This is a genomic window from Variovorax sp. Varisp41 (genome assembly GCF_047325085.1).
Taxonomy (GTDB): domain Bacteria; phylum Pseudomonadota; class Gammaproteobacteria; order Burkholderiales; family Burkholderiaceae_C; genus Variovorax.
This window is the reverse complement of record NZ_CP168540.1, coordinates 1,101,011-1,123,279: the sequence shown is the minus strand read 5'-3', so window position 1 is coordinate 1,123,279 and position 22,269 is coordinate 1,101,011. Positions and strand designations below refer to the sequence as shown.

Below are 22,269 nucleotides of genomic sequence, written 5' to 3'. Positions count from 1 at the left end.
CCGTACCCTAACCTATTCAGCCCGCGTGTCCCGTCGTCCTGAGCCGCAAGCTGCTGAAGATTGCGGCGACACCGGCACAACAGCCGGCCAGCACCAGCGCCACCACCGGCCCGTGGCCGCCGTGCGGGCTCCAGAGGCTGAAGACGCCGGCCAGCACCACCGCGCCCAGGGTCTGGCCCGTGAGCCGCGCCGTGCCGAGCATGCCGCTGGCTGCACCGCTTCGGTGCGCGGGCGGCGAGGTCACGATGGTGTGGTTGTTCGGCGACTGGAACAGCCCGAAGCCCAGCCCGCACAGCGCCATGCGCCAGGCGATGTCGGCATTGACCGGGTGCGCCGGCAGCAGCGCCAGCGAGAACAGGCCGGCGGCCATCAGCCCCAGGCCGATGCCGCCGAGCAGCCCGTCGGGATAGCGGCCGATCAGCCGGCCGGCCAGCGGCGCCATCGCCACGATCGCCAGTGGCCAGGCCGTGATCAGCAGGCCGGCCTCGAAATGGCTGCGGCCGTAGACGTCGAGCAGCAGGAACGGCAGCGCGATGTAGGCCAGCATCTGGGCGCAGAAGGCCGCCACCGAGGTGCCCATGGAAAGCGCGAACACCGGGATGCGCAGCAGGTCGATCGGGAACAGCGGCACCGCGAGCGAGCGCTGCCGGCGCAGGTAGACGAAGCCCACCGCCACGCCGGCCAGCAGCGTGAGCCAGGCGCTCAGCGGCGGGCCGCCCGCCGCCACCCCGCCCTCGCGCACGCCCAGGCGGTCGACGCCGAGGAACACCAGCGAGAACATCAGCACGTTGAGCGTCACGTCGATCGGCGAGAAGCGCAGGCCCGCGGCCGGCGCCACGCGGTTGAACGGCAGCGCCTTCATGCCGAGCGCGAAGGTGACGATGCCCAGCGGCACGTTGATGGCGAACAGCCACGGCCACGAGGCCACCGACAGGATGGCCGCCGCCACCGAGGGCCCGGCCACCGACGAGGTGGCGACCACCAGCGAGTTGATCGCCATGCCCTTGCCGAGCTGCGAGGACGGATAGGTCAGCCGCACCAGCGCCGCGTTCACGCTCATGATGCCGGCCGCGCCCAGGCCCTGGAAGGCGCGCGCGGCGATCAGCGTGGTCAGCGAGTTGGCGAAGGTGGCGGCCGCCGAGGACAGCGTGAACACCGCCATGCCCACCAGGTAGACGCGCCGGTAGCCCACCAGGTCGCCCAGCGAGGCCAGCGGCAGCAGCATCACGAGGATGGCGATCTGGTAGGCGTTCACCACCCAGATCGACTGCGAGGCGCTGGCGTTGAGCTCGCGCGCGATGCCCGGCAGCGCGAGGTTGACGATGGTGCCGTCGAGCACCGAAACGATCAGCCCGAGGATGATCACCAGCATCGACCAGCGCCGCGCGGGCTGGTCGAGGCCGTCGCTGACGCGCGCACCGCCCTCGGTGCCCAGGCTGGCCGCCACGCTGCTCATCAGGCCTCCTGCACCCGGCGCGCCGGTTGCGTGCCGCGCCCGCCGCCCAGCGTGAGCCAGGTCAGCACGCCGGCGATCAGTGCGCCCGCGGCCATGCCGGTCACCATCGGCAGCGGGCCGCCGTCGGTGAAGGCGCCCACCACCGCCATCGCCACCGCGCCGGTCAGCATCTGCAGCGTGCCCAAGAGCGCCGAGGCGGTGCCGGCGATGGCGCCGTGCATCTCGAGCGCCAGCACGCCGGTGGTCGGGATCACGAAGCCCATGAAGCCCGAGGCGATGAAGTACAGGACGATCATCACCCACAGGCTGTCGCCGCCCATGGCGTAGTAGGCGAACATGGCGACCATCGCCACGCCGCAGCCGGCCACGCCGAACTTCACCAGCCGAGCCAGGCCGAAGCGCTCGCCGAGCGCGCCGTTGAACTGCGAGGCGCCGAAGAAGGCGGCCGCGTTCACGCCGAAGGCCACGCTGTAGAGCGCGGGCGACAGGCCGTAGTGGTCGATCATCACGAACGAGGAGTTCGCGAGGTAGGTGAAGAAGCCCGCCATCGCGAAGCTGCCGATGAACACCAGGCCCAGGTAGTGGCGATCGCGCAGCAGCAGCCAGTAGGCCGAAAGCGCGCTGCCGATGCTGCTTTCGACGCGCTCCGAGGCCGGCCGGGTCTCGGCCAGCAGCGTGGCCATCATCGCGAGGCCGGCGACGGCCGCGACGGTCACGGCCCAGAACACGCCGCGCCAGCCGGTGACCGCGATCACGCCGCTGCCCACCAGCGGCGCGAGGATCGGCGAGATGCTGAACACCAGCATCAAGAGCGACATCAGCCGCGCGGCATCGGTGCCGGTGTGCAGGTCGCGCACCACCGCGCGCGGGATCGCCATGCCGGCCGCGGCGCCCAGGCCCTGGATGAAGCGCAGCGCGATCAGGGTCTGGATGTCGGTGGCCAGCGCGCAGCCCACGCTGGCGATCGCGAACACCGCGAGGCCCGCGTACAGCGGCGGCTTGCGGCCCACCATGTCGGAGACCGGCCCGTACAGCAGCTGGCCCGCGCCCAGCGAGATGAAGAAGGCCGTGAGGCTCATCTGCACCGCGCCGATGTCGGCGCGCAGACTCTGGCCGATCGCCGGCAGGGCCGGCAGGTACATGTCGATGGCGAAGGGACCGATGGCGGAGAGCAGGCCCAGCAGCAGGGCCATGCGGAAGAAGGGAGAGGAACGCATTGGAGCGATTGTCGCCAATGCGCCGCCCACGCGCCGGCGGCGCGCCCAGTGTCCCCTCGCCTCGCCCCCCGCTAATCTTGCGGAAAGAAACGGTTGGCCGGCCGCGGCAGGCCGAGGTTCTCGCGCAGGGTACGACCTTCGTATTCCTGCCTGAAGATGCCACGGCGCTGCAGTTCGGGCACCACGCGGTCGACGAAGGCATCGAGCCCGCCGGGCAGCCACGGGAACATCACGTTGAAGCCGTCGGAGCCCTCGCTCTCGAGCCATTCCTGCATCTCGTCGGCGATGGTCCGGGCCGTGCCCACGAAGGCCAGGCCGCCATAGCCGCCCAGGCGCTGCGCGAGCTGGCGCACCGTGAGGTTCTCGCGCCGGGCCAGCTCGATCACGCGCTCGCGCCCGCTCTGGCTCGCGTTGGTGGGCGGCACCTCGGGCAGCGGGCCGTCGGGGTCGAAGCTGGAGGCGTCGTGGCCCAGCGCGATCGACAGCGAGGCGATCGCGCTGTCGTAGTGCACCAGGCTGTCGAGCTTGGCGCGGATCGCCTTCGCCTCGTCGACCGTGTCGGCCACGATGGTGAAGGCGCCCGGCAGGATCTTGAGGTGCTCGGGGTCGCGCCCGAGCTTGCGCATGCGCGACTTGATGTCGGCATAGAAGGCACGCGCGTTCGCCAGCGTGCCCGGCGCCGCGAAGATCAGCTCGGCCGTCTCGGCCGCGAGCTGGCGCCCGGCCTCCGAGGCGCCGGCCTGCACGATCACCGGCCAGCCCTGCACCGGCCGCGCGATGTGCAGCGGCCCGCGCACCGACAGGTGCTCGCCCTTGTGGCCCAGCACATGCAGCTTGGCCGGATCGAAGAAGCGGCCGCTGTCGACGTCGCGCACGAAGGCGTCGTCGGCCCAGCTGTCCCACAGGCCGGTCACCACGTCGTAGAACTCGCGCGCGCGGTCGTAGCGCGCGTCGTGCTCCATGTGGTCCTCGCGGCCGAAGTTCAGCGCCGCGTCGGGATTGGACGTGGTCACGATGTTCCAGCCCGCGCGGCCGCCGCTCAGGTGGTCGAGCGAGGCGAAGCGCCGCGCGATGTGGAAGGGCTCGTCGAAGGTGGTCGAGGCGGTGGCGATCAGCCCGAGGTGCCGCGTGTGCTGCGCCAGCGCCGACAGCAGGGTGAAGGGCTCGAACGAGGTGGCCGTGTGGCTGCGCTGCAAGGCCTCGATCGGCATGTTGAGCAGCGCGAGGTGGTCGGCCATGAAGAAGGCGTCGAAGCGGCCGCGCTCCAGCGTCTGCGCGAGCTGCTTGAGCCGCTCGAAGTTGAAGTTGGCGTCGGGCCAGGCGCCCGGGTAGCGCCAGGCGCCGGTATGGATGCTGACCGGGCGCATGAAGGCGCCCAGGCGCAGTTGCTTGCGCGTGCTCACGGCCGGTCCCGGAACATCAGAAGGGCTCCTTGAAAGGCCGCAGGTCGAGTTCCTGCGTCCAGGCGCTGCGATGCTGGGCATGCAGCTGCCAGTAGCTCTCGGCGATGGCATCGAGCTGCAGCAGTCCGTCCTCGCCGGCCTGCGCGGCGCGCTGCGGCGAGCCGCTGCGCAGCCGCTCGCCGTCGATGCCGCCGTCGATCACGACATGGGCGACGTGGATGCCCTGCGGGCCGAACTCGCGCGCCAGGCTCTGGCTCAGCGAGCGCAGGCCGGCCTTGGCGGCCGCGAAGGCGGCGAACGGCGGCTTGCCGCGCAGCGCGGCGGTGGCGCCCGTGAACAGCAGGCTGCCGCGCCCCGCGGGCGTGGCGCCTTCGAAGGGATTGGCCAGCAGGCCGCGCAGCGCCTCGCGCGCGAACACGAAGCCGCCGAGCGTGCTGGTGCGCCAGGCCTGGGTGAACTGCTCGACCGAGATCTCGAGCGTGGGCGCGCGCGCCGCGCTGGAGGCGTTGAACACCGCCACCGACAGCGGCCCGAGCGCGCGCACGCGCTGGCCGACGCCGTGCACCTCGGCCTCGCTCGCCACGTCGGCCACGAAGGCATGGGCGGTGCCGCCCGCGGCCGCGATCTCGGCGGCCACCGCCTCGAGCTGCTGCGGCGTGCGGCCGGTCAGCGCGACGACCAAGCCATCCTGCGCGAAGCGCCGCGCGAGCGCGGCACCGAGGCCCGCGCTCGCGCCGACGCCCGCGATCCAGGCGACGGAGGGACCACGGGAGGCGGTGGGTTCGGCGGGAGAAGAAGACGGGGAGGAAGCGGCGTTCGTGGACATCGGGGCGGGTCGGCAAAGCGTGGATCGTCACGAAGGCTATACCCGCGCCCCGGGGGCCGGAACGATGGAAAAGCGATAACCATATGCGCGAACCGGTCGAGTCCCGGGCCCGGTGCAGACCGGCCGGGGAAGGTGCACAAGCGCCCTGCCCCGTGCTTTGGCGCCTCGATCATTTCCACGTCAGGAATGGCGGCCCTCGCCGGCCTACCATGGTCCGAGGGCCGCGGCTTTTCCTCGACGCCTCCCCTATCACACACAACAGGAGACAACACGTGAATCCGATCGAGCAGAGAACCATCTCGAAGATGAGCTGGCGGCTGTTGCCGCTGCTCATGGTCAGCTACTTCATCGCCTACCTCGACCGCGTGAACCTCGGCTTCGCGGGCGCCGCCATGTCCAAGGACCTGGGCTTCAGCGCGGCCGTGTTCGGCAGCGCGGCCGGCATCTTCTTCATCGCCTACTTCCTGTTCGAGGTGCCGAGCAACATGGCGCTCGAGCGCTTCGGCGCACGCCGCTGGATCGCGCGGATCATGTTCAGCTGGGGCATCCTGTCGGCGGCCCAGGCCTGGGTCGGCGGCTCGACCAGCTTCAACGTCGTGCGCTTCCTGCTCGGCATCGCCGAGGCCGGTTTCTTCCCGGGCGTCATCTTCTACATCACGCTGTGGTTCCCCTCGGCCTACCGCGCGCGCATCGTCGGCTGGTTCATGTTCGCGATCCCGATCTCCACCGTGATCGGCTCGCCGATCTCGGGCTTCATCCTCGACATGGACGGGACGGGCGGCATGCACGGCTGGCAGTGGCTGTTCATCCTCGAGGCGATCCCCTCGCTGATCCTGACCTTCTTCGTGCTGTTCTACCTGCCCGACGGCCCGAAGGACGCGAAGTGGCTCACGAACGAGGAGCGCACGTGGCTGCAGGGCACGCTCGACGCCGAGCGGCGCAACCGCGAGTCGATCAACCAGATCTCGTGGAAGCAGTCGCTGCTGAACCCGCGCGTGATCGGCCTGGGCTTCGTCTACATGGGCATCACGGTGCCGCTGTACGGCCTGAGCTTCTTCCTGCCGCAGATCATCAAGGGCTTCGGCGGGCTGGGCAACGTGGAGATCGGCTTCATCAACGCCTTCCCCTACCTGGTGGGCGCGATCGCGATGCTGTTCTGGACCCGCGCCTCCGACGCGCGCAAGGAACGCAAGTGGTTCCTGCCAGGGCCTGCTCGCGCCATGCAAGGGGTCGCGCTGCTTCGCAAAGGGGCTGGATGCAAGGCGCCCGCGCGCAGCAAGGCGTCCGCCTTGCAAGCGCGGGCAACGCCGCAGACGGCCCCTTTGCGAAGCAGCCCGGAGGGAAGCTCACCAGAGCCCGCCCCTGGGCGTTGCGCTCCTAGCGTGTGCGGACGCACACGCGTCGTCGCGCGCCTTGATGGGCGGGCTCTGGTGAGCTTCGCGACCCCTTGCATGGCGTGAGCAGGCCCTTGTCCCGCTGGCCTGCATCTTCGTCGGCCTGGTGCTGGCGGCCGAGACCAGCGCGCCGGTGCCGAAGATGGCCGCCGTGACGCTCGCGGCCTTCGGCATCTTCAGCGCCCTGCCCACCTTCTGGACCCTGCCCACCGCGATCCTCAGCGGTACGGCCGCGGCCGCGGGCATCGCCTGGATCAACTCGATCGGCAACCTCGGCGGCTACATCGGCCCGACCATCTTCGGCACGCTCAAGGACCGCATGGGCAACGACATCTACGCGGTGATCTTCCTCGCGCTGCTGGCGGCCGTGGCCTTCGTGCTGGTGCTGATCATCGGCCACGACGCGCGCACCGAGCAGGCCGCGGCGCCCGGCCGCGCCTGAAGCGCGCTCAGGAGGCCGCGCCGGCGCGCCGAGTCGCGTCCGCGGCCCGGACGGCCTCGAGCTTTCGCCAGGCCTCCCAGCACTCCTTCGAGCAGCAGGGCCACCAGCCCAGCGGCCCGACCACCGCCGCGTCGCCGCAGCCGTTGCCGCACCAGCGCAGCACTAAGGACTTGGAGCGGCGGCGCGGCACCGGGCTCGGGGGCTGCAGGGATTCGAACGGGGATTGACCGGGGTGCATGGCGGGCGGGGCTTTCTTCGCTGTCTTCGAGGGTCCGAAACGGGACCGACCTCCTGAAGACGAACGAAGAGCGCCAAACCCTCAGTCCTTCGCAAAATTTTTTTGCGCTCCTTCAGTACAGCGTGGCCTTCTGCCGCGCCGGCAGCTCGCGGTCGTAGCTCGCGCCGTCGAAGGCGGCATCGGTCAGCGCCGACAGGATCGCGCCGGGCGTGGGCACGTCGGGCCGCGCCTCATCAGGCCGCGGCGCCCACAGCCGCGAACGCTGGATCGCGCGCGCGCACTGGAAGAACACGGTCTCGATCGCGATCTCGATCACGCACTGCGGCGCCTTGCCCTCCACCGCGAAGCGCGCGAGCAGCGCCGGATCGACCGTGAGCCGCGCGCGGCCGTTGACGCGCAGGGTCTCGCCCACGCCCGGGATCAGGAACAGCAGCGCCACGCGCGGATCGGCCACGATGTTGCGCAGGCTGTCGATGCGGTTGTTGCCGCGGCGCTCGGGCATCCACAGCGTCTTCTCGTCCTTCACCGCCACGAAGCCCGGCGGATCGCCGCGCGGCGAGGCATCGAGGCCGTCCGGCCCGAGGGTGGCGAGCACCGCGAACGGCGAGGCTTCGATCAGCGCGCGGTAGGACGGATGCAGCCAGTCGATCTCCTTCTTGAGCGAGGCTTCGCCGGGCTGGCCGAACAGGGCCTGGAGCTGGGCCAGGGTCTGGATCGCGTGCGGGTCGTGGGTCATGACGGTCGATGGTGAAGGGAATCCGGGGAGGGCTCGAGTTTCGCGGCACTGCGCCCGCAGGCGATGGCCATGGCGGCCAGCAGCACCGCCGCCACGCCGTAGACCCAGGCCGACGAGGCAATGGGCAGCAGCAGCCCGGCCAGCACCGGCCCTGCCCCCGCGCCGATGTCGCGCCAGGTCGAGCGCGCGGCCAACGCCTGCACGCGCTCGGGTCCGGGCGTGCGGTGCGCGACGATGGGCGCGATCAGCGGCAGTTGCAGCGCGCGCAGCACCACGATCAGCGCCGCGCAGCTCCAGAGCCAGCCCAGGCCGAAGCCCACCAGCGCCAGCGCGGTGATGAGAGACAGGCTCACCAGCAGGCGCTCGGCGCCGAAGCGCTCGGCCATGCGGCCGCCCACGGGGCCGAGCGCGATCTCCGAGAGGTAGCGCATTGCCATCAGCAGGCCGGCCACCACCACCGCCGCACCCGGCAGCAGGTCCTTGCCGAGGTACGACAGGCCGACGATGAACAGGCCGTCGAGCGCCAGCCCTTCCATGAAGGACCAGCCGTCGAGGCTGTTCGGCCGCTGGAAGCGCCTGGCCGCCACCGCGACCGGATGCGGCGCCGTCGGCAACCGGCGCGCGGCCAGCAGCCCGAGCAGCGCCACCGCGGCCAGCAGCCAGAAGATGGTGCGCGGCCCGCTCCAGTGCGCGAGCAGCGCGCCCAGCGGCAGCGCCACCACCGGCCCGAGCGCGATGAAGGCGCGCGAGCGACCGCTGCGGCGCGCGGCGCCCACGGGGTCGGCCGTGGCCAGCGCCTGGGTCGAGAGGTTGAAGGCCGCGAAGCACAGGCCCCAGACCAGCCGCAGCGGCAGCAGCATCCACAGCCCCGAGAGCGTGGCATAGCCGAGGCAGCACAGCACCGCGCCCGCGACGGCCAGCGTGCAGGTGCGGCGGTCGCCATGGCGCGCATAGAAATCGGCCACCCAGCCATAGCCGGCGATGCGCACCAGCCGGTTGGCCGCGAGCAGCAGCCCCGCCTCGGCGAGCGTGACGCCGAACTGCGCGGCATACATCGGCAGCAGGAGGTAGAGCACCACGTCGCCCGGCAGCGCGAGCCCGAGCGAGAGCGCGGCATGGCGGGAGTTGCGGTCGGTAGTGGAGACGGAGGCCGCGGTAACGGCGGGGACGGAAGCGGAACGGCGGGAAGAAGAAGACATCGAGCCCGCATCGTGCGCCCGCAAAGCCCGCGCCGACAAACGACATTAACGCGCCGCATGCGTGACAAAATCGCACGCATGCCGTCCCGCGAGCCTCCCCTGAACGCCGTGCGTGCCTTCGCGGCCGCGGCGCGCCACCTGAGCTTCACGCGCGCGGCGCACGAACTGCACGTCACCCACAGCGCGATCAGCCGCCAGATCAAGGGCCTCGAGGCCTTCCTCGGCGTGGCGCTGTTCGAACGCCGCATCCGCCAGGTCGCGCTGACCGCCGAGGGCCAGCAGTTCTTCGCCGAGGTCGAGCCCGCGCTGGCGCAGATCGGCGCCGCCGCGCATGCCTTGCAGGCGCAGGGCGCGGCGCGCACGGTGCGCATCAACGTGCGGCCCTCGTTCGCGGTGCGCTGGCTGATCCCGCGCCTGCCCTCCTTCGTCGAGCGCCATCCGGACATCGAGCCGCAGGTGGTCACGAGCACCGTGATGCCCGAGCAGGTGGCCGACAGCTTCGACATCGCGGTGCGCCGCGGGCTCGAGGGCTGGCCCGGCGCGATCGCGGTGCGGCCCTTCCTCGAGGACGAGGTGCTGGTGGTCGGCGCGCCCGCGCTGTTCAAGGCCCATCCGCTGCGCGACCTGCGCGCGCTGGCCGCGCACGTGCAGCTGTCGGCGCGCACACGCAAGGAGGACTGGGAGGCCTGGAAGAAGCAGGTCGGCGCGCCGCGCGTGCGGCCGGCCGGGCGGCTGCAGTTCGATCACCTGCACTTCGTGCTGCAGGCCGCGGTCGACGGGCTGGGCATCGCGCTCGCGCCGACCTCGCTGGTGTCGCACGACCTCGCCTCGGGCCGGCTGCACTCGCCGCTGCCCGCGCTGCGCATGCGGCTCGAGCGCTACTACTACGGGCTCGCACCGGGCGCGGCGCCCGAGGCGCGGCAGGTGGCGGACTGGTTCGAGGACATGCTTCTCGCGCAGCAGGCCGGCGCGGGCTGATCGACGGACCGGAAGGCGGACAGCCGAACGCAGAGGGCGCGAAGGTTTCGCGAAAGTCGCGGAAGGACTTCCAAAAGAGTCTTCTTTTGCGGGTCCGTTTTCGGCCAGCCCGATGCGGCGCGGTCCACGACCATCGCCTCATGTCCTCCGCCCTGCCCCGCCCCTTTCTCCACCTGGCCCATGCCAACCTCGCGGCGCAGTCGGCCGAGCAGCTCGGCCTGGCCGCGGTGCCGCTGGTCGCCGTGATGGCCTATGGCGCGGGCGCCGCCGAGACCGGCCTGCTCGCGGCCGTGCAGACCCTGCCCTTCCTGCTGCTCGCGATGCCGCTGGGCCTGCTCGCCGACCGCATGCCGCGCCGGCGCCTGATGCTGCGCGCCGAAGTGCTGCGCGCGCTGTCGCTCTTGCTGATGCTCGCCGTGCTGGCGGCGCCGTGGTCGGCGCGCATGGGCATCGCGGGCATGGCGCTGCTGGGCTTCATCGGCGCGATCGGCACCGTGGCCTTCAGCGTCGCGGCGCCCGCGCTGGTGCCCGAGCTGGTGCCGCGCGAAGCGCTGGCGCGCGCCAATGGCCGCATCGAGCTGGCGCGCAGCGCGGCCTTCGCGGCCGGCCCCGCCGTGGCGGGCGCGCTCGTGGCCTGGACCGGCGCGGGCGCGGCCTTCGTGCTGGCGGCGGCGCTGTCGGCTGCGGCCGTGGCCCTGCTGTGGAAGCTCCCCGAGCCGGCGCGCCGCATGCCCGCCGCGCGCCATCCGTGGACCGAACTGCGCGAAGGCGCGCGCTTCGTGCTGAGCCATGCCTGGTTGCGACCGATGCTGCTGACCGGCGCCATCTTCAACATCGCGTGGTTCGTGCTGCAGGCCGGCTACGTGCCGCATGCGGTGCGCGCGCTCGGGCTCGGCGCGCAGGGCGTGGGGCTCACGCTCGCGATGTATGGCGCGGGCATGGTGGTGGGCGCGCTGCTCACGCCGCACATCGCGGCGCGCACGAGCCCGGGCCGTGCGATCCGCGTCGGTCCCTTCAGCGCGGTGCTGGCCGCGGTGTTGATGGCGTCGACACTGCGGTGGCCCAGCGCCGGGCTCGCGGCCTTGTCGCTGTTCGTGTTCGGCGCCGGGCCGATGGTGTGGACCATCAGTTCGACCACCTTGCGCCAGGGCGTGACACCCGCGGGCATGCTGGGCCGCGTCTCGGCCGTGTTCCTCACGGTGAATGCCGGCGCGCGGCCCGTGGGCGCGGCGCTCGGCGCGGGGGCCGGCGCGCTCTGGGGCGAAGCCGGCTGCCTGCTGCTCGCGCTCGCGGGCTTCGTGCTGCAGGCGGCCGTGATCGCGCTCGCGAAGCTCGATGCCGCCCCCTCGGAGGCGGCGTTGCGCAGCCCTACTTGAGCGTCGACCAGACCATCGCGCGGCAGCCCGGCTGGTTGGCGGGCGGCAGCAGGTCGCAGTTGCGCAGCGCCTGGCGCTGGTTGTCGTTCATGCGGTCGTAGCGATCGCGGTCCCGGTCGCGTTCGCGCTCCCAGCCACCGCCGCCACCACCACGGCGGCGGTAGTCGTCCGAGTGGCGGCGCGATTCGATGTCCTGCAAGTTGTCGCGGTCCTGGCGCGAGAGGTTCTCGTTCTGCAGGCAGCGCGCGTAGGCCGGGCTTTCGGGTCGGAAGCCATAGGCCATGCAGTTCTGCTCGTCGCGCATGCGCTGTTCGCGCGCATGCTCGCCCGGTGTCACGCAGCCCGCGAGCAGCGTGCCCGCGGCAACGGCCGCGAGCGCCATGCGCGGCGCGGAAGAACGGAAGGTGCGAAGAAGGAAAAACGGCCTGGGTTCGATACGGTTCACAGTCATTGCCGAACTCTAGGCCGCAGAGCTAGGAATGTTCTGAATCAATTCTTAAGAAGCACGTCCTCGAAGAAGGCACCGATCGGCCGTTCGAGGTCGCGCACCTGGACCTCGAGCACCCAGATGCCGTCGCCCGGAACGAAATCGGCCTCGGCCAGGCGGTGCTTGCCGTAGAGCGCATGCGGAAAGTCCGAGACCCGGTGGCCCCCGGTCTCGCGCACCAGCGCGCAGCCATGCGTGCGCGCGAGCTCGCTCGCGAAGTCGTAGAGCGCGGCGCCGCTCAGCCCCTGCCGCCAGGCCTCCTGCGCGCGTTCGAAGATGTCGCGCGCCGCGCGCGTGACGCGCGCGTGGTCGGCATCGGCACCGCGAACGAAGGTATCGCCGTAGTCGCCTTCGTAGCCGTCCCAGACCGGGCCCAGGTCGACGGTGTAGACGTCGTCCTCGCGCAGGCGACGCTGGCGATCGACCGGCTCGCGCGAAGTGCGCTGCGTGTCGGGCCCGAAGCGCACATAGGTCGGATGCCAGTTGTAGGCGGCGCCGAGCCGGCGCAGATGCCGGTCGGCGACCGCGATCGCCTCGCCCGTGGTCATGCCGGGCTCGATCAGCGCGGCGATCTGCGGCAGCGCCTCCATCGAGCGGCGGCGCGCCTCGAGGATGCCGTCGCGCGTGAACGTGGCGCCCACCTTCTCCCAGGGATGGCGCACGACCTGCTTCGTGCTCGGCAGAAACACCTCGGAGACGAAGCGCGCCTTCGGCAGCCCCTCGGCCTGCAACAGCGCCCGCGCGTCGCGCACCATGGCCGGGTTGCCGCAGGCATAGACGATGGTCCGCGCCCAGTCGTGCGCGGCCTTCGATGCCGCGTGCTGCACATGCTGCTTGCCCTCCACGCGTGACGACGGCACCGCGGTCCAGCGAAAGCCCGCGTGCACGCGCGCCATCTCGTCGAGCCATGCGGCCGCATAGCAGTCGCCGGCCTCGGCCACGCCCCAGTAGAGCGACACCGTGCGGAACGCGCCGCTCGCGAGCGCCGTCCGCAGGATCGGCCGAACGCCCGTGAAGCCGGTGCCGGTGGCCAGCAGCACGAGGTGCTCGATTCCGTCGGCGGGTGCCTGCCAGACGAAGGCGCCATGGGGCCCTTCGAGCTCGAGCAGGTCCGCGGGCCGCAGCGCGGAGAGACGCTGCTCGGTGAACAGGCCGCCCGGCATGCGGCGGATATGGAACTCGAGCCGGTTCGAGGCTTCGCCCTCTTCCGACGGCCGGTTGGCGATCGAGAAGCTGCGGTGCTCGCCGTCCTCGAGCACGAACTGCGCATGCTGGCCCGGCGCGCAGCGGAAGGGCTCGGCGCTCTGCAGCTCGACCACGAGCCGCGTGACCTTGGCCGTGAGCGGTTCGCAGACCAGCACCTTGGCCGAATGCCGCGATGGCGCGAGCGCCGGCGCGCTCCAGTGCGCGAAGCGCAGCCGCAGGTCGCTGGTGGCGCGGCATTGGCACATCAGCAGCTCGCCCGCGTCGACCTGGTAGGCCGCCTCCGAAGGCGGCGCGATGCGCTCGACGCCGCCTTCGAGCAGCTGCGCGCGGCACGAACCGCATTCGCCGCGCTTGCAGGAGAACGGCACGGCCACGCCCTGCGCCAGCGCCGCATCGAGCAGGCTGCCCGCGCCATCGAGGGGAAATCGCGGGCCGTCGGGCGCGAGGGTGCAGAAGAAATGCGTGGGCTTCGTCGTCATGGGGAGCTTCGTGGGTGGAATGCCTTGGACGCGAATCTAAATAGAATGTGGCCTTGCCTGTAGGTCCATTTCGGAGAAAGCGATAAGGCCACTTCCCAGCCCCCCGCAGGCCCGGCGCACGCCATCGAGCCTCGATCTCGCGACGGAACCGCCGCGCGAGGGCGAGGCCAAGCAGGCCTGGATCTACCGCCAGATCCGCGCCCGCATCCTCGACGGCGCGCTGGCCAGGGGCGCGCGCCTGCCCTCCACCCGGCAGCTCGCGCAGCGCTGGCAGGTGTCGCGCGTGACCGTCGACGCGGCCTACGACCAGTTGCGCAGCGAGGGCTACCTGGTCAGCCGGGCCGGATCGGGCACCTATGTGGCGGCGCAGGTGCCCGACCGCTTTTTCGAGGTCGGCGACGCGAAGCGGCGCCCGGCCACGCCCCGCTCGCGGCCGGCCTGGAAGACCGACATGGCGCCGCTCGCCGCCACCGAGGCCCACCAGGCCTTCATGGCGCGCGTGGCCGATCCGGCGCTGTTCCCGCTCGATCTCTGGCGCCGCGCGTTGCAGGCCAGCGCGCGGCGCGTGACCGCGGCGCAACTGTCCGACGACGATCCCTTCGGGCTGCCGGCATTGCGCGAGCAGATCGCCGGCTACCTCGGGGTGGCGCGCGGCATCGCCTGCGAGGCCGAGCGGATCGTGGTCGTCTCGGGCATCCGCGAAGGGCTCGACCTCTGCGCGCGGCTGCTGCTGGCGCCCGGCGACAAGGTGCTGCTCGAGGACCCCGGCTACCTGCATGCCGCGCCGATCTTCGGCCAGCACGGACGGCAGGCGGTCCCGGTGCCCATCGATGCCGAGGGCTTCCCGGTCGCGCATGCGCGCGAGCACGCAGACGCGCGGCTCGCGCATGTCACGCCCGCGCACCAGTCTCCCAGCGGGATCACGATGCCCGTGTCGCGCCGGCTCGAACTGCTGTCGTGGGCCGAAGCCGCGCAGGCCTGGCTGGTCGAGGACGACTACGACAGCGAGTTCAGCTACGACAGCGCCCCGCTGCCCGCCCTCAAGAGCCTCGATGCGGCCGACCGCGTGATCCACTGCGGCAGCTTCAACAAGACCCTGTTCGGCGCGCTGCGCATCGGCTACATGGTGCTGCCGCGCGCGCTTGTCGCCGACTTCCGCCGCGCCCGCCACATCGCCGGGCGCTCCACCGGCGTGATCGAGCAGATGGCGCTGGCCCGCTTCCTCGAGAGCGGCGACTTCGCGCGCCATGTGCGGCGCGCGCGCCTGGTCTATGCGCGGCGCCGCGATCTCGTGCTCGGCGGCCTGCGGGCAGCGCTCGAGCCCGCGCGGCTGCATGTCACCGGGGAACACGCGGGCTTCCACCTCGTGTGGTGGCCGCCGCCAGACATGGCGCTCGAGCCGTTCCTGCGCGCGGCCGCGCGGCAAGGGCTGCGCTTCCAGTCGATCTCCGATTTCTGCCGGCGCAAGGACCTGCCGCCGGGGCTGGTGATCGGCTACACGGCGATGGACGACGCGGCGCTGCGCCGGCACGTGGACGAGCTGCGGCGGCTGATCCAGAGCGCCTGACGCGGCCGTGCCTTTGCATCGTCCTGTCATCAAGGCCCTCTAAAAGGCGAGCGAGACGGTCCGCGAATCCGCAATCGCCGCCGCCCCCGCGGCCAGTTGGAGGAGAACATGAACGAGCCCGCCCACATCGGTGTCGCCGCGCGCCTGCGCATCCAACAGCAGGCCGAACAGATCCAGCGCTCGCTCGACGCGATCGGCGCCGGCCGGCCCGGCGACGCCGAGCCCGAGATGCTGCGCCGCAGCGCCGTGCTGCAGCGACGGATCGGCCTGCCGGTGCAGGAGGCCGCGCGCGAGGCGCCGCATTCGGGCGCGGAAAAGGTCTGGGGCAAGACGATCGACTTCGTCGACGTCGCCTTCCTGCAGCGTGGCGCCTATGCGGCGCGCGCCGTGGCGCGGATCGCGACGCGCGACGGCCAGGGCCTGGGCACCGGCTTCATGATCTCGCCCGTCCTGTTCCTCACCAACAACCACGTGATCGGCTCCAAGGCCGATGCGGCGGACCTGCTGGTGGAGTTCGACTACGAGCGCGACCTCGCGGGGCGCCCGCGCGTGCCCACGCGCTTCGCCTTCGCGCCCGAGGCCTGCTTCCTCACCAACGACCAGGACGACCTCGACTACACCGTGCTGGCGGTCGGCGGCCGCCTGAGCGGCCCCGGCACGCTCGCGGGCTACAGCTTCCTGCCGATCTCCGCGGCCCGCGACAAGCACCAGCTGGGCGACCACGCCAACATCGTCCAGCACCCCGACGGCCGCCTGAAGGAAGCCGTGCTGCGCGAGAACCAGCTGGTCTCGCGCGCGAGCACCACGCTGCACTACGTGGCCGACACCGAGCCCGGTTCTTCCGGCTCGCCGGTCTTCAACGTGCTGTGGCAGGTGATCGCCCTGCACCACTGGGGATCGCCGCACCGCGACCTGTTCGACCAGAACGGAAAGCAGATCGCCAAGACGGTCAACGAGGGCATCCGGATCAGCGCCATCGTGACCGACATGAACACGCGCAAGAGCGGCCTGCCGGCGCGCGAGCGCGAGAAGATCACCGAGGCCATCGCCGCGGGCCTGGACCCGCAGGTGGTCTCGTCCGTTGAGTCCGCGCCGGCCGTGGCGCATGACGCGTCGCTCGGTGCATCGGTCGACGTGGCCAGCGACGGCACGGCGACCTGGACCATCCCGCTGCGCGTGAGCGTGCAGCTGGGCGGCTACCCGGCCCGCGGCCCCGCGCAGGACGCCGCACCGCAACTGCCCGCCGCTGCAATGCCGCCGGGCACCGGCGAGGAGGCACGGGTCCAGGTCGATCCGGACTACGGCAACCGCGACGGCTACCAGCCCGACTTCCTGCCCGGCGTTGCCGTTCCCCTGCCCAAGCCGCGCGGCGCGGCGGCCCTGCGCGCGGTCTCCGTCAACACGCGTCCCAAGGCGGGCCGGCCCAGGTACGAACTGGCGTACGAACACTTCAGCGTGGTGATGCACAAGGAACGGCGGCTGGCCTGCTTCACGGCCACCAACATCGACGGACGGCTGGCCAAGAGCTATGACCGCAGCACCGGCGTCATCGCCGCCTTCCATCCGGGCGAGGAAGAAGCGGACGAGGCCCCGGAGGCCAGCGAGCTCTGGTTCATCGATCCGCGCATCCCCGAGGAAGAGCAGACCCCGCCCGCGCTGTACGCGGGACAGACGGCCTACGACGCGCAGGGCGCGGCCATCGTCGACAAGCGCAAGGCGGACCATGCGAACCGGATCTTCCAGCAAGGCCACCTGACGCGCCGGCAGGATCCGCTCTGGGGCCCGGACGACATCGTCGTGCGCGCCAACGCCGACACCTTCCACGTGACCAACCGGTCGCCGCAGGTGGGCTTCTTCAACATGGGCAAGAGGAAGCCGGGCGCCGAAGCCGCCGCGCACGCGGGCGGCACGCTGTACTGGCGCGCGCTCGAGGACTTCGCGCTCAACAACGCGGTGGCGGACCAGGCGCGCGTGAGCGTGTTCACCGGACCGATCTTCGACGACGAGAACGACATTCCCTGGGACCGCGGCATGCCCGAAATGGCCGGGTTCAAGGCCCCGCGCGAGTACTGGAAGATCGTGCTGCGCGTGGAGGACGGCCGCTTGCAGGCGACCGCCCTGAGCATCGACCAGACGCCGCTCATCGACTACGTGCCCGAGGCCGCGCTGTCCGAAGCGGCCCTGGCGCGCGTGAGCTTCGAGAAGGTGAAGCGCTACCACGTGAGCATCGCGGAACTGGAGCGCAGGACCTCCCTCGATTTCGGCGCGAAGGTGCGAGCTGCCGACACGCATCGGGGCGGGGAACGACGCGAGGTCGCGTCCTTGAGCCAGCTGCTGAACGTTGCTAGAACAGGGACGCCATCCCGTTCGGCCGCGCGCCCTCGATATCGAGCATCCTGAGCTTGGTCAGCGCCCCGCCCCCGGCCGAGAAGCCGCCGGGCTTGTTGCCGGCCGCGAGCACGCGGTGGCATGGCACCACGGGCGCGAAGGGATTGAGGCCCATGGCCTGGCCCACCGCGCGCGCCAGCGTCCTGTCGCCCAGTTCCTCGGCGATCTCGCCGTAGGTGCGCGTGTGGCCCGGCGGAATGCGCCGCGCGAGCTCGTAGACGCGTCGATGGAAGTCGGACAGGCCGCGCATGTCGAGCACGATGTCGCGCAGGTCGTCCTGCGCGCCTTCCAGCAAGGCCTGCACGGCGGCGATGGCGCGTCGCGCCTCGGCATTCGGCTCGGCCTCGGGCAGCTCCGGAAAGCGCTGGCGCATGCGACGGCGCGCGGGCTGCTCGGTGGGGTCGTCCTGCGGCAGTTGCACGCCGACCAATCCTTGCGGACCCCAGGCGACGCCGCAGACGCCGAGCGCGGTATCGAACACGGCGAAGCCGGCGTTCATGCGGGTTCCAGCGCATGCTGGCGCGAAGCCAGCACGGCTCCGAGCCACAGCGCGATCGCCGACCCCACGAGGCCGCGCGCCAGTCCGCCCGGTCCGTCGGAGATCCAGCCGGTGATGGTCGGGCCCACGATCTGGCCGAAGGCGAACACGATGGTGAAGACGCTGATGCCCTGGGCCCAGCGCGAGGACGGCAGGTTGTGGCGCACCAGCGCGGTGGTCGAGGCCACCACCGAGAGGAACACGCCGCCGAACAGCAGCCCCGAGACCAGCGCGACGGGCGCCGAGGCGCTGAGCACCGGCAGCAGCGTCGCCACGCCCAGCAGTCCGTTGAGCAGCGCCTGCGGCTGCCCGCCGCGGTAGCGGTCGAGCAGCCCGGCCCACAGCCGCGACGAGGCGATGCAGGCGATGCCCAGCAGCGCATAGAACAGCGTGACGAATCCCGCGCTCGCGCCCTGCTCGCGCAGCAGCGCGATCACGAAGGTCATGTAGCCGATGTAGCCGATGCCGAAGAAGGCATAGCCCGCGAGCGCCCAGCCGAAGCGCCGCAGTGCGACCGGCGCGCCGGGTGCCGCGGCGGCGGGCGGGGGCGCGGGTCGATCGGGCAGCGCGCGGCCGGCCCAGGCCAGCAGCACGGTCGCCACGCCGCTGGCCACCGCCAGCGCCCACCAGGCCCAGGCCCAGCCATGCGGTTCGCCCGCGGCGGCCTGCAGCACCTGCGGCACGAGCAGCGCCGAGGCCAGGATGCCGAAGCCGGTGCCGCCGTAGTAGATGCCCAGCAGCAGGCCGCCGCGCGAGGCATCGGCCTCGCCGAGTCGCGCGGCCATCAGCCCACCCGCCACGAACACCCAGGCGCTCGCGATGCCCGCGAGCAGCCGCTGCAGCAGCAGCGCGGGCGCCGCGGTGACGAAGCCGCTGCCGGCCATGAACAGGCTCGCGAGCACCGCGCCCACCACCAGCAGCCGGCTCACGCCGAAGCGCCGCATCAGCGCCGGCGTGACCAGCGCGCCGACCAGGTAGCCGACCGCGTTGGCGGTGTTCATGCCGCCCGCCAGCGCATAGCTCCAGCCGAGGTCGTCGCGCATCGGCGGCAGCAAGAGCGCATAGGCGAAGCGCGTGATGCCGAGCGAGACGGCCGCGCCCATCGACAGGGCGAAGGCCAGCCGCAAGGTGGGCGGCACGGGGGCGGAGGAAGTCAGGGTGGTCGACATCGGGCGGTGCGCGGGGGGATGCACCATTTTGCGGCAGGCCGCGCCGCCGCGCTGTCGCGCGTGAATCCGCCGCTCAGTGCACGCCGGCGTCCGCCTGCACCAGCAGCCGCTCGAGCAGCACCGCCACGTGCACCGCCTCGCGCTGCGCGCCATCGGCGATCTGGTGCCGGCAGCTCGTGCCGTCGGCCACCACGATGGCGCCGGGCTTGGCGCGGATCGCGGGCAGCAGGCTGGCTTCGGCCATGCGCATCGAGACCTCGTAGTGGCTGGCCTCGTAGCCGAAGCTGCCGGCCATGCCGCAGCACGAGCTCTCGATCAGTTCGGGCGCGGCGCCCGGGATCAGCTTCAGCACCTCGAGCACCGGGCTCACCGCGCCGAAGGCCTTCTGGTGGCAGTGGCCGTGCAGCAGGATCGGCGCCTCGGCCGGCTTGAGCGCGAGCTCGAAACGGCCGGCGCGGACCTCGCGCGCGACGAACTCCTCGAACAGCAGCGCCTGCTTGGCCACGGTCTCGGCCTTCTCGCCGAAGCCCATCACCAGCGTCTCGTCGCGCAGCGTGAGCAGGCACGAGGGCTCGAGGCCCACCACCGGCACGCCCGCGCGCGCCAGCGGCAGCAAGGCATCGATCAGGGCCTCGGCCTTGCGCTGGGCCTCCTCCACCATGCCGCTGGCCAGATAGGTGCGGCCGCAGCAGTGGTGCGCGCCACGCTTCTCGACCGTGTGCAGCACATAGCCCGCGGCCTGCAGCACGCGCGCGGCCGCGAGCGCGTTCTCGCTCTCGAAGGTGCCGTTGAAGGTGTCGACGAACAGCACCGCGGCCTTGCCGCCGCGCCGCGCGATCGCCAGCACGGTGTCGCGATCGGCGAACAGGCCGGGCTCGCCGTCCTTGGCGCGCCAGAAGGTGTCGCCGCGCCAGGCCGGCAGCGAACGCTTCGCCGAGAAGCCCAGCAGCTTCTCGCCGAGCCAGGCGGCGCCCGGCACGCTGTTGCGCAGGTTCAGGAGCCACGGCAGCCGGCTCGCGCGGTGCGCGTAGTCGGGCAGCCGCGCCACCAGCCGGTCCTTGAGCGTGTGGCCATGGCGCCGCTTGTAGTGGGCCAGGAACTCGATCTTCATCTTGGCCATGTCCACGCCGGTCGGGCAGTCCCGCTTGCAGCCCTTGCAGCCCACGCACAGGTCCATGGTCTCGTGCAGGGCCTCGCCGGTGAAGGCATCGGGGCCGAGCTGGCCCGACAGCGCCAGCCGCAGCGTGTTGGCGCGGCCGCGCGTGAGGTGCTGCTCGTCGCGCGTGACGCGGTAGCTCGGGCACATGGTGCCGGCGTCGAACTTGCGGCAGTGGCCGTTGTTGTTGCACATCTCGACCGCCTTGGCCAGGCCGCCGGTGCTGTCGCCGCCGGTGCCGGGCGCGGAGGTCTGCTCGGTCACCGGGTCGGCATTCACGTTCCAGGCCGACCAGTCGAGCACCGGCTTGAGTTCGATGCGGCGATAGGGCCTGGGCGCGGTCGGTGGCGCGAAGCGGAACAGCGCGCCGTCGTCCATGCGCGGCGGATCGATGATCTTGCCGGGGTTGAACAGGCCGACGGGATCGAGCTTGTGCTTGATCGCGCGGAAGGCCTCGTTGATCGCGGGCCCGAACTGCCACTCGATCCATTCGCCGCGGCACAGGCCGTCGCCGTGCTCTCCGCTGAAGGCGCCCTTGTACTTGCGCACCAGCGCCGAGGCCTCCTCGGCGATCGATCGCATCTTGGCGCCGCCATCGGCGCGCATGTCGAGGATCGGCCGCACATGCAGGGTGCCGACCGAGGCATGCGCGTACCAGGTGCCGCGCGAGCCGTGGCGCGCGAACACCTCGGTCAGCGCGTCGGTGTACTCGGCCAGGTGCTCGAGCGGCACGGCGCAGTCCTCGATGAAGCTCACCGGCTTGCCGTCGCCCTTGAGGCTCATCATGATGTTGAGGCCGGCCTTGCGCACCTCCCAGAGGTTCTTCTGGCGCGCCTCGTCGGGCATCTCGACCACGCTGCCCGGCAGGCCCAGGTCGCCCATCAGTTCGACCAGTCGTGCCAGCGCCTGCAGCAGCGGCGCCTTCTCGGCGCCCGAGAACTCCACCAGCAGGATCGCGGCCGGCTTGCCGATCAGCGCGGTCTGCACCGTGGGCTTGAAGGCCGGGTTCGCGAGGCTCAGCTCGATCATCGTGCGGTCGACCAGCTCGACCGCGGTGGGCCCGAGCTTGACGATGTGCTGCGCGGCATCCATGGCCGCATGGAAGGTCGGGAAGTTGACGATGCCCAGCACCTTGGCGCGCGGCAGCGGCGCCAGCTTGAGCGTGAGGCTGCGCGTGTAGGCCAGCGTGCCCTCGGCGCCGATCAGCAGGTGCGCGAGGTTCACGCTGCCGTCGGCCGTGTAGGGCTTCTCGCTCTGGTTGTCGAAGATGTCGAGGTTGTAGCCGGCCACGCGGCGCATCACCTTGGGCCAGTTCGCCGCGATCGCCTCGCGGTGCTGGCGCGCGAGGCCGCGCACGAACTGCGCGATGCCCGCGGCGCGCACGCCCAGCGTGCCCACGGGCCCGAAGTCCACCAGCTCGCCGCTCGACAGCCAGGCGCTCGCGCCGAGCACGTTGTGCACCATGTTGCCGTAGGCGATGGAGCGCGAGCCGCAGGAGTTGTTGCCGGCCATGCCGCCCAGCGTGGCCTGGGCGCTGGTCGACACGTCGACCGGATACCAGAGGCCGTGCGGCTTGAGCTGCGCGTTGAGGTGGTCGAGCACCAGCCCTGGCTCGACGGTGGCGGTGCCCGCTTCGAGGTCCAGGTCGAGCACGCGCCGGAAATGCTTGCTGTTGTCGATCACCAGCGCCGCGCCCGTGGTCTGGCCGCACTGGCTGGTGCCGCCGCCGCGCGCGAGCACCGGCACCTTGAGCTCGCGCGCCACGTCGATGGCGGTGGCGATGTCGCGCTCGGTCTTCGGCACGAAGGCGCCGACCGGCGTGATCTGGTAGATCGAGGCGTCGGTGGCGTAGCGGCCGCGCGAACCCGCGTCGAACAGCACCTCCCCTTGCGTCTCGGCGCGCAGGCGGCGCGCGAGCGCCTCGCAGGTGTCGTTGGGCGGCAGGACGGTTCCGGCGGGCTGGATGCGGCTGGCGGGTTCGATGAGCATCGGGGGTTTTTCTTTTGGGGGGAGC

Annotated in this window: 18 protein-coding genes; 6 read left to right on the top strand and 12 right to left on the bottom strand. The window is 71.7% G+C overall.

Annotated features, from left to right (window positions below):
- Positions 1 to 16: 16 nt before the first annotated feature.
- The 4 genes from ACEN9J_RS05195 to ACEN9J_RS05180 all read right to left on the bottom strand — a co-directional run bounded on the left by ACEN9J_RS05195 (position 17) and on the right by ACEN9J_RS05180 (position 4,902).
- Positions 17 to 1,456, bottom strand: a complete 1,440-nt coding sequence (locus tag ACEN9J_RS05195) for an MFS transporter (RefSeq protein WP_413763508.1) — start codon at positions 1,454 to 1,456, stop codon at positions 17 to 19.
- A complete protein-coding gene (locus tag ACEN9J_RS05190; RefSeq protein ID WP_057607291.1) occupies positions 1,456 to 2,673 on the bottom strand; it encodes a multidrug effflux MFS transporter in 1,218 nt (405 codons plus the stop codon). Before ACEN9J_RS05190 ends, ACEN9J_RS05195 begins: the two co-directional genes overlap by 1 nt.
- Positions 2,674 to 2,744: 71 nt before the next feature.
- Positions 2,745 to 4,040: an LLM class flavin-dependent oxidoreductase gene (locus tag ACEN9J_RS05185; protein WP_413764545.1), complete on the bottom strand. Its 1,296-nt coding sequence runs from the start codon at positions 4,038 to 4,040 to the stop codon at positions 2,745 to 2,747.
- Positions 4,041 to 4,092: 52 nt separating this feature from the next.
- Positions 4,093 to 4,902: an SDR family NAD(P)-dependent oxidoreductase gene (locus ACEN9J_RS05180; RefSeq protein WP_413763507.1), complete on the bottom strand. Its 810-nt coding sequence runs from the start codon at positions 4,900 to 4,902 to the stop codon at positions 4,093 to 4,095.
- Between the two features lie 272 nt (positions 4,903 to 5,174).
- On the opposite strand from ACEN9J_RS05180, the gene ACEN9J_RS05175 reads away from it, so the two are divergent.
- Together ACEN9J_RS05175 and ACEN9J_RS05170 are read left to right on the top strand one after the other, a co-directional pair.
- Positions 5,175 to 6,362: an MFS transporter gene (locus tag ACEN9J_RS05175; protein WP_413763506.1), complete on the top strand. Its 1,188-nt coding sequence runs from the start codon at positions 5,175 to 5,177 to the stop codon at positions 6,360 to 6,362.
- A gap of 40 nt (positions 6,363 to 6,402) precedes the next feature.
- Positions 6,403 to 6,738 carry a hypothetical protein gene (locus tag ACEN9J_RS05170; RefSeq protein ID WP_413763505.1) on the top strand — a complete coding sequence of 112 codons (336 nt, stop codon included), beginning with the start codon at positions 6,403 to 6,405 and terminating at the stop codon, positions 6,736 to 6,738.
- A gap of 7 nt (positions 6,739 to 6,745) precedes the next feature.
- On the opposite strand, the gene ACEN9J_RS05165 is transcribed toward ACEN9J_RS05170, so the two are convergent.
- The 3 genes from ACEN9J_RS05165 to ACEN9J_RS05155 all read right to left on the bottom strand — a co-directional run bounded on the left by ACEN9J_RS05165 (position 6,746) and on the right by ACEN9J_RS05155 (position 8,911).
- Positions 6,746 to 6,976 carry a hypothetical protein gene (locus ACEN9J_RS05165; protein WP_413763504.1) on the bottom strand — a complete coding sequence of 77 codons (231 nt, stop codon included), beginning with the start codon at positions 6,974 to 6,976 and terminating at the stop codon, positions 6,746 to 6,748.
- A 112-nt stretch (positions 6,977 to 7,088) separates the two neighbouring features.
- Positions 7,089 to 7,712, bottom strand: a complete 624-nt coding sequence (locus ACEN9J_RS05160) for a pyridoxamine 5'-phosphate oxidase family protein (protein ID WP_413763503.1) — start codon at positions 7,710 to 7,712, stop codon at positions 7,089 to 7,091.
- A complete protein-coding gene (locus tag ACEN9J_RS05155) occupies positions 7,709 to 8,911 on the bottom strand; it encodes an MFS transporter (RefSeq protein WP_413763502.1) in 1,203 nt (400 codons plus the stop codon). The genes ACEN9J_RS05160 and ACEN9J_RS05155 overlap by 4 nt, the downstream gene beginning before the upstream one ends.
- A 78-nt stretch (positions 8,912 to 8,989) precedes the next feature.
- Between ACEN9J_RS05155 and ACEN9J_RS05150 the strand changes: the two genes are divergently transcribed.
- Together ACEN9J_RS05150 and ACEN9J_RS05145 are read left to right on the top strand one after the other, a co-directional pair.
- On the top strand, positions 8,990 to 9,889 hold the full coding sequence (locus ACEN9J_RS05150; protein ID WP_413764544.1) for a LysR substrate-binding domain-containing protein: 900 nt from the start codon (positions 8,990 to 8,992) through the stop codon (positions 9,887 to 9,889).
- A 140-nt stretch (positions 9,890 to 10,029) separates the two neighbouring features.
- The gene (locus ACEN9J_RS05145; RefSeq protein WP_413763501.1) at positions 10,030 to 11,265 is read left to right on the top strand and encodes an MFS transporter; all 1,236 of its coding nucleotides are present in this window, start codon (positions 10,030 to 10,032) and stop codon (positions 11,263 to 11,265) included.
- Here ACEN9J_RS05145 and ACEN9J_RS05140 read toward each other — a convergent pair.
- Positions 11,258 to 11,647 (bottom strand): hypothetical protein, encoded by a 390-nt coding sequence (locus tag ACEN9J_RS05140; protein WP_413763500.1) that lies wholly within the window; start codon positions 11,645 to 11,647, stop codon positions 11,258 to 11,260. The genes ACEN9J_RS05145 and ACEN9J_RS05140 overlap by 8 nt on opposite strands.
- Before the next feature lie 107 nt (positions 11,648 to 11,754).
- Positions 11,755 to 13,437: a M24 family metallopeptidase gene (locus ACEN9J_RS05135; protein ID WP_413763499.1), complete on the bottom strand. Its 1,683-nt coding sequence runs from the start codon at positions 13,435 to 13,437 to the stop codon at positions 11,755 to 11,757.
- Positions 13,438 to 13,504: 67 nt separating this feature from the next.
- Between ACEN9J_RS05135 and ACEN9J_RS05130 the strand changes: the two genes are divergently transcribed.
- Positions 13,505 to 15,004, top strand: a complete 1,500-nt coding sequence (locus tag ACEN9J_RS05130; protein ID WP_413764543.1) for a PLP-dependent aminotransferase family protein — start codon at positions 13,505 to 13,507, stop codon at positions 15,002 to 15,004.
- A gap of 108 nt (positions 15,005 to 15,112) precedes the next feature.
- Positions 15,113 to 17,404 (top strand): DNA/RNA non-specific endonuclease, encoded by a 2,292-nt coding sequence (locus ACEN9J_RS05125; RefSeq protein ID WP_413763498.1) that lies wholly within the window; start codon positions 15,113 to 15,115, stop codon positions 17,402 to 17,404.
- On the opposite strand, the gene ACEN9J_RS05120 is transcribed toward ACEN9J_RS05125, so the two are convergent.
- The 3 genes from ACEN9J_RS05120 to ACEN9J_RS05110 form a co-directional block, all read right to left on the bottom strand.
- Positions 17,349 to 17,891: a methylated-DNA--[protein]-cysteine S-methyltransferase gene (locus ACEN9J_RS05120; RefSeq protein WP_261205687.1), complete on the bottom strand. Its 543-nt coding sequence runs from the start codon at positions 17,889 to 17,891 to the stop codon at positions 17,349 to 17,351. The genes ACEN9J_RS05125 and ACEN9J_RS05120 overlap by 56 nt on opposite strands.
- The gene (locus ACEN9J_RS05115; RefSeq protein ID WP_413763497.1) at positions 17,888 to 19,099 is read right to left on the bottom strand and encodes a YbfB/YjiJ family MFS transporter; all 1,212 of its coding nucleotides are present in this window, start codon (positions 19,097 to 19,099) and stop codon (positions 17,888 to 17,890) included. The genes ACEN9J_RS05120 and ACEN9J_RS05115 overlap by 4 nt, the downstream gene beginning before the upstream one ends.
- 73 nt (positions 19,100 to 19,172) lie before the next feature.
- Positions 19,173 to 22,244: an FAD-binding and (Fe-S)-binding domain-containing protein gene (locus ACEN9J_RS05110; protein ID WP_413763496.1), complete on the bottom strand. Its 3,072-nt coding sequence runs from the start codon at positions 22,242 to 22,244 to the stop codon at positions 19,173 to 19,175.
- Positions 22,245 to 22,269 lie beyond the last annotated feature (25 nt).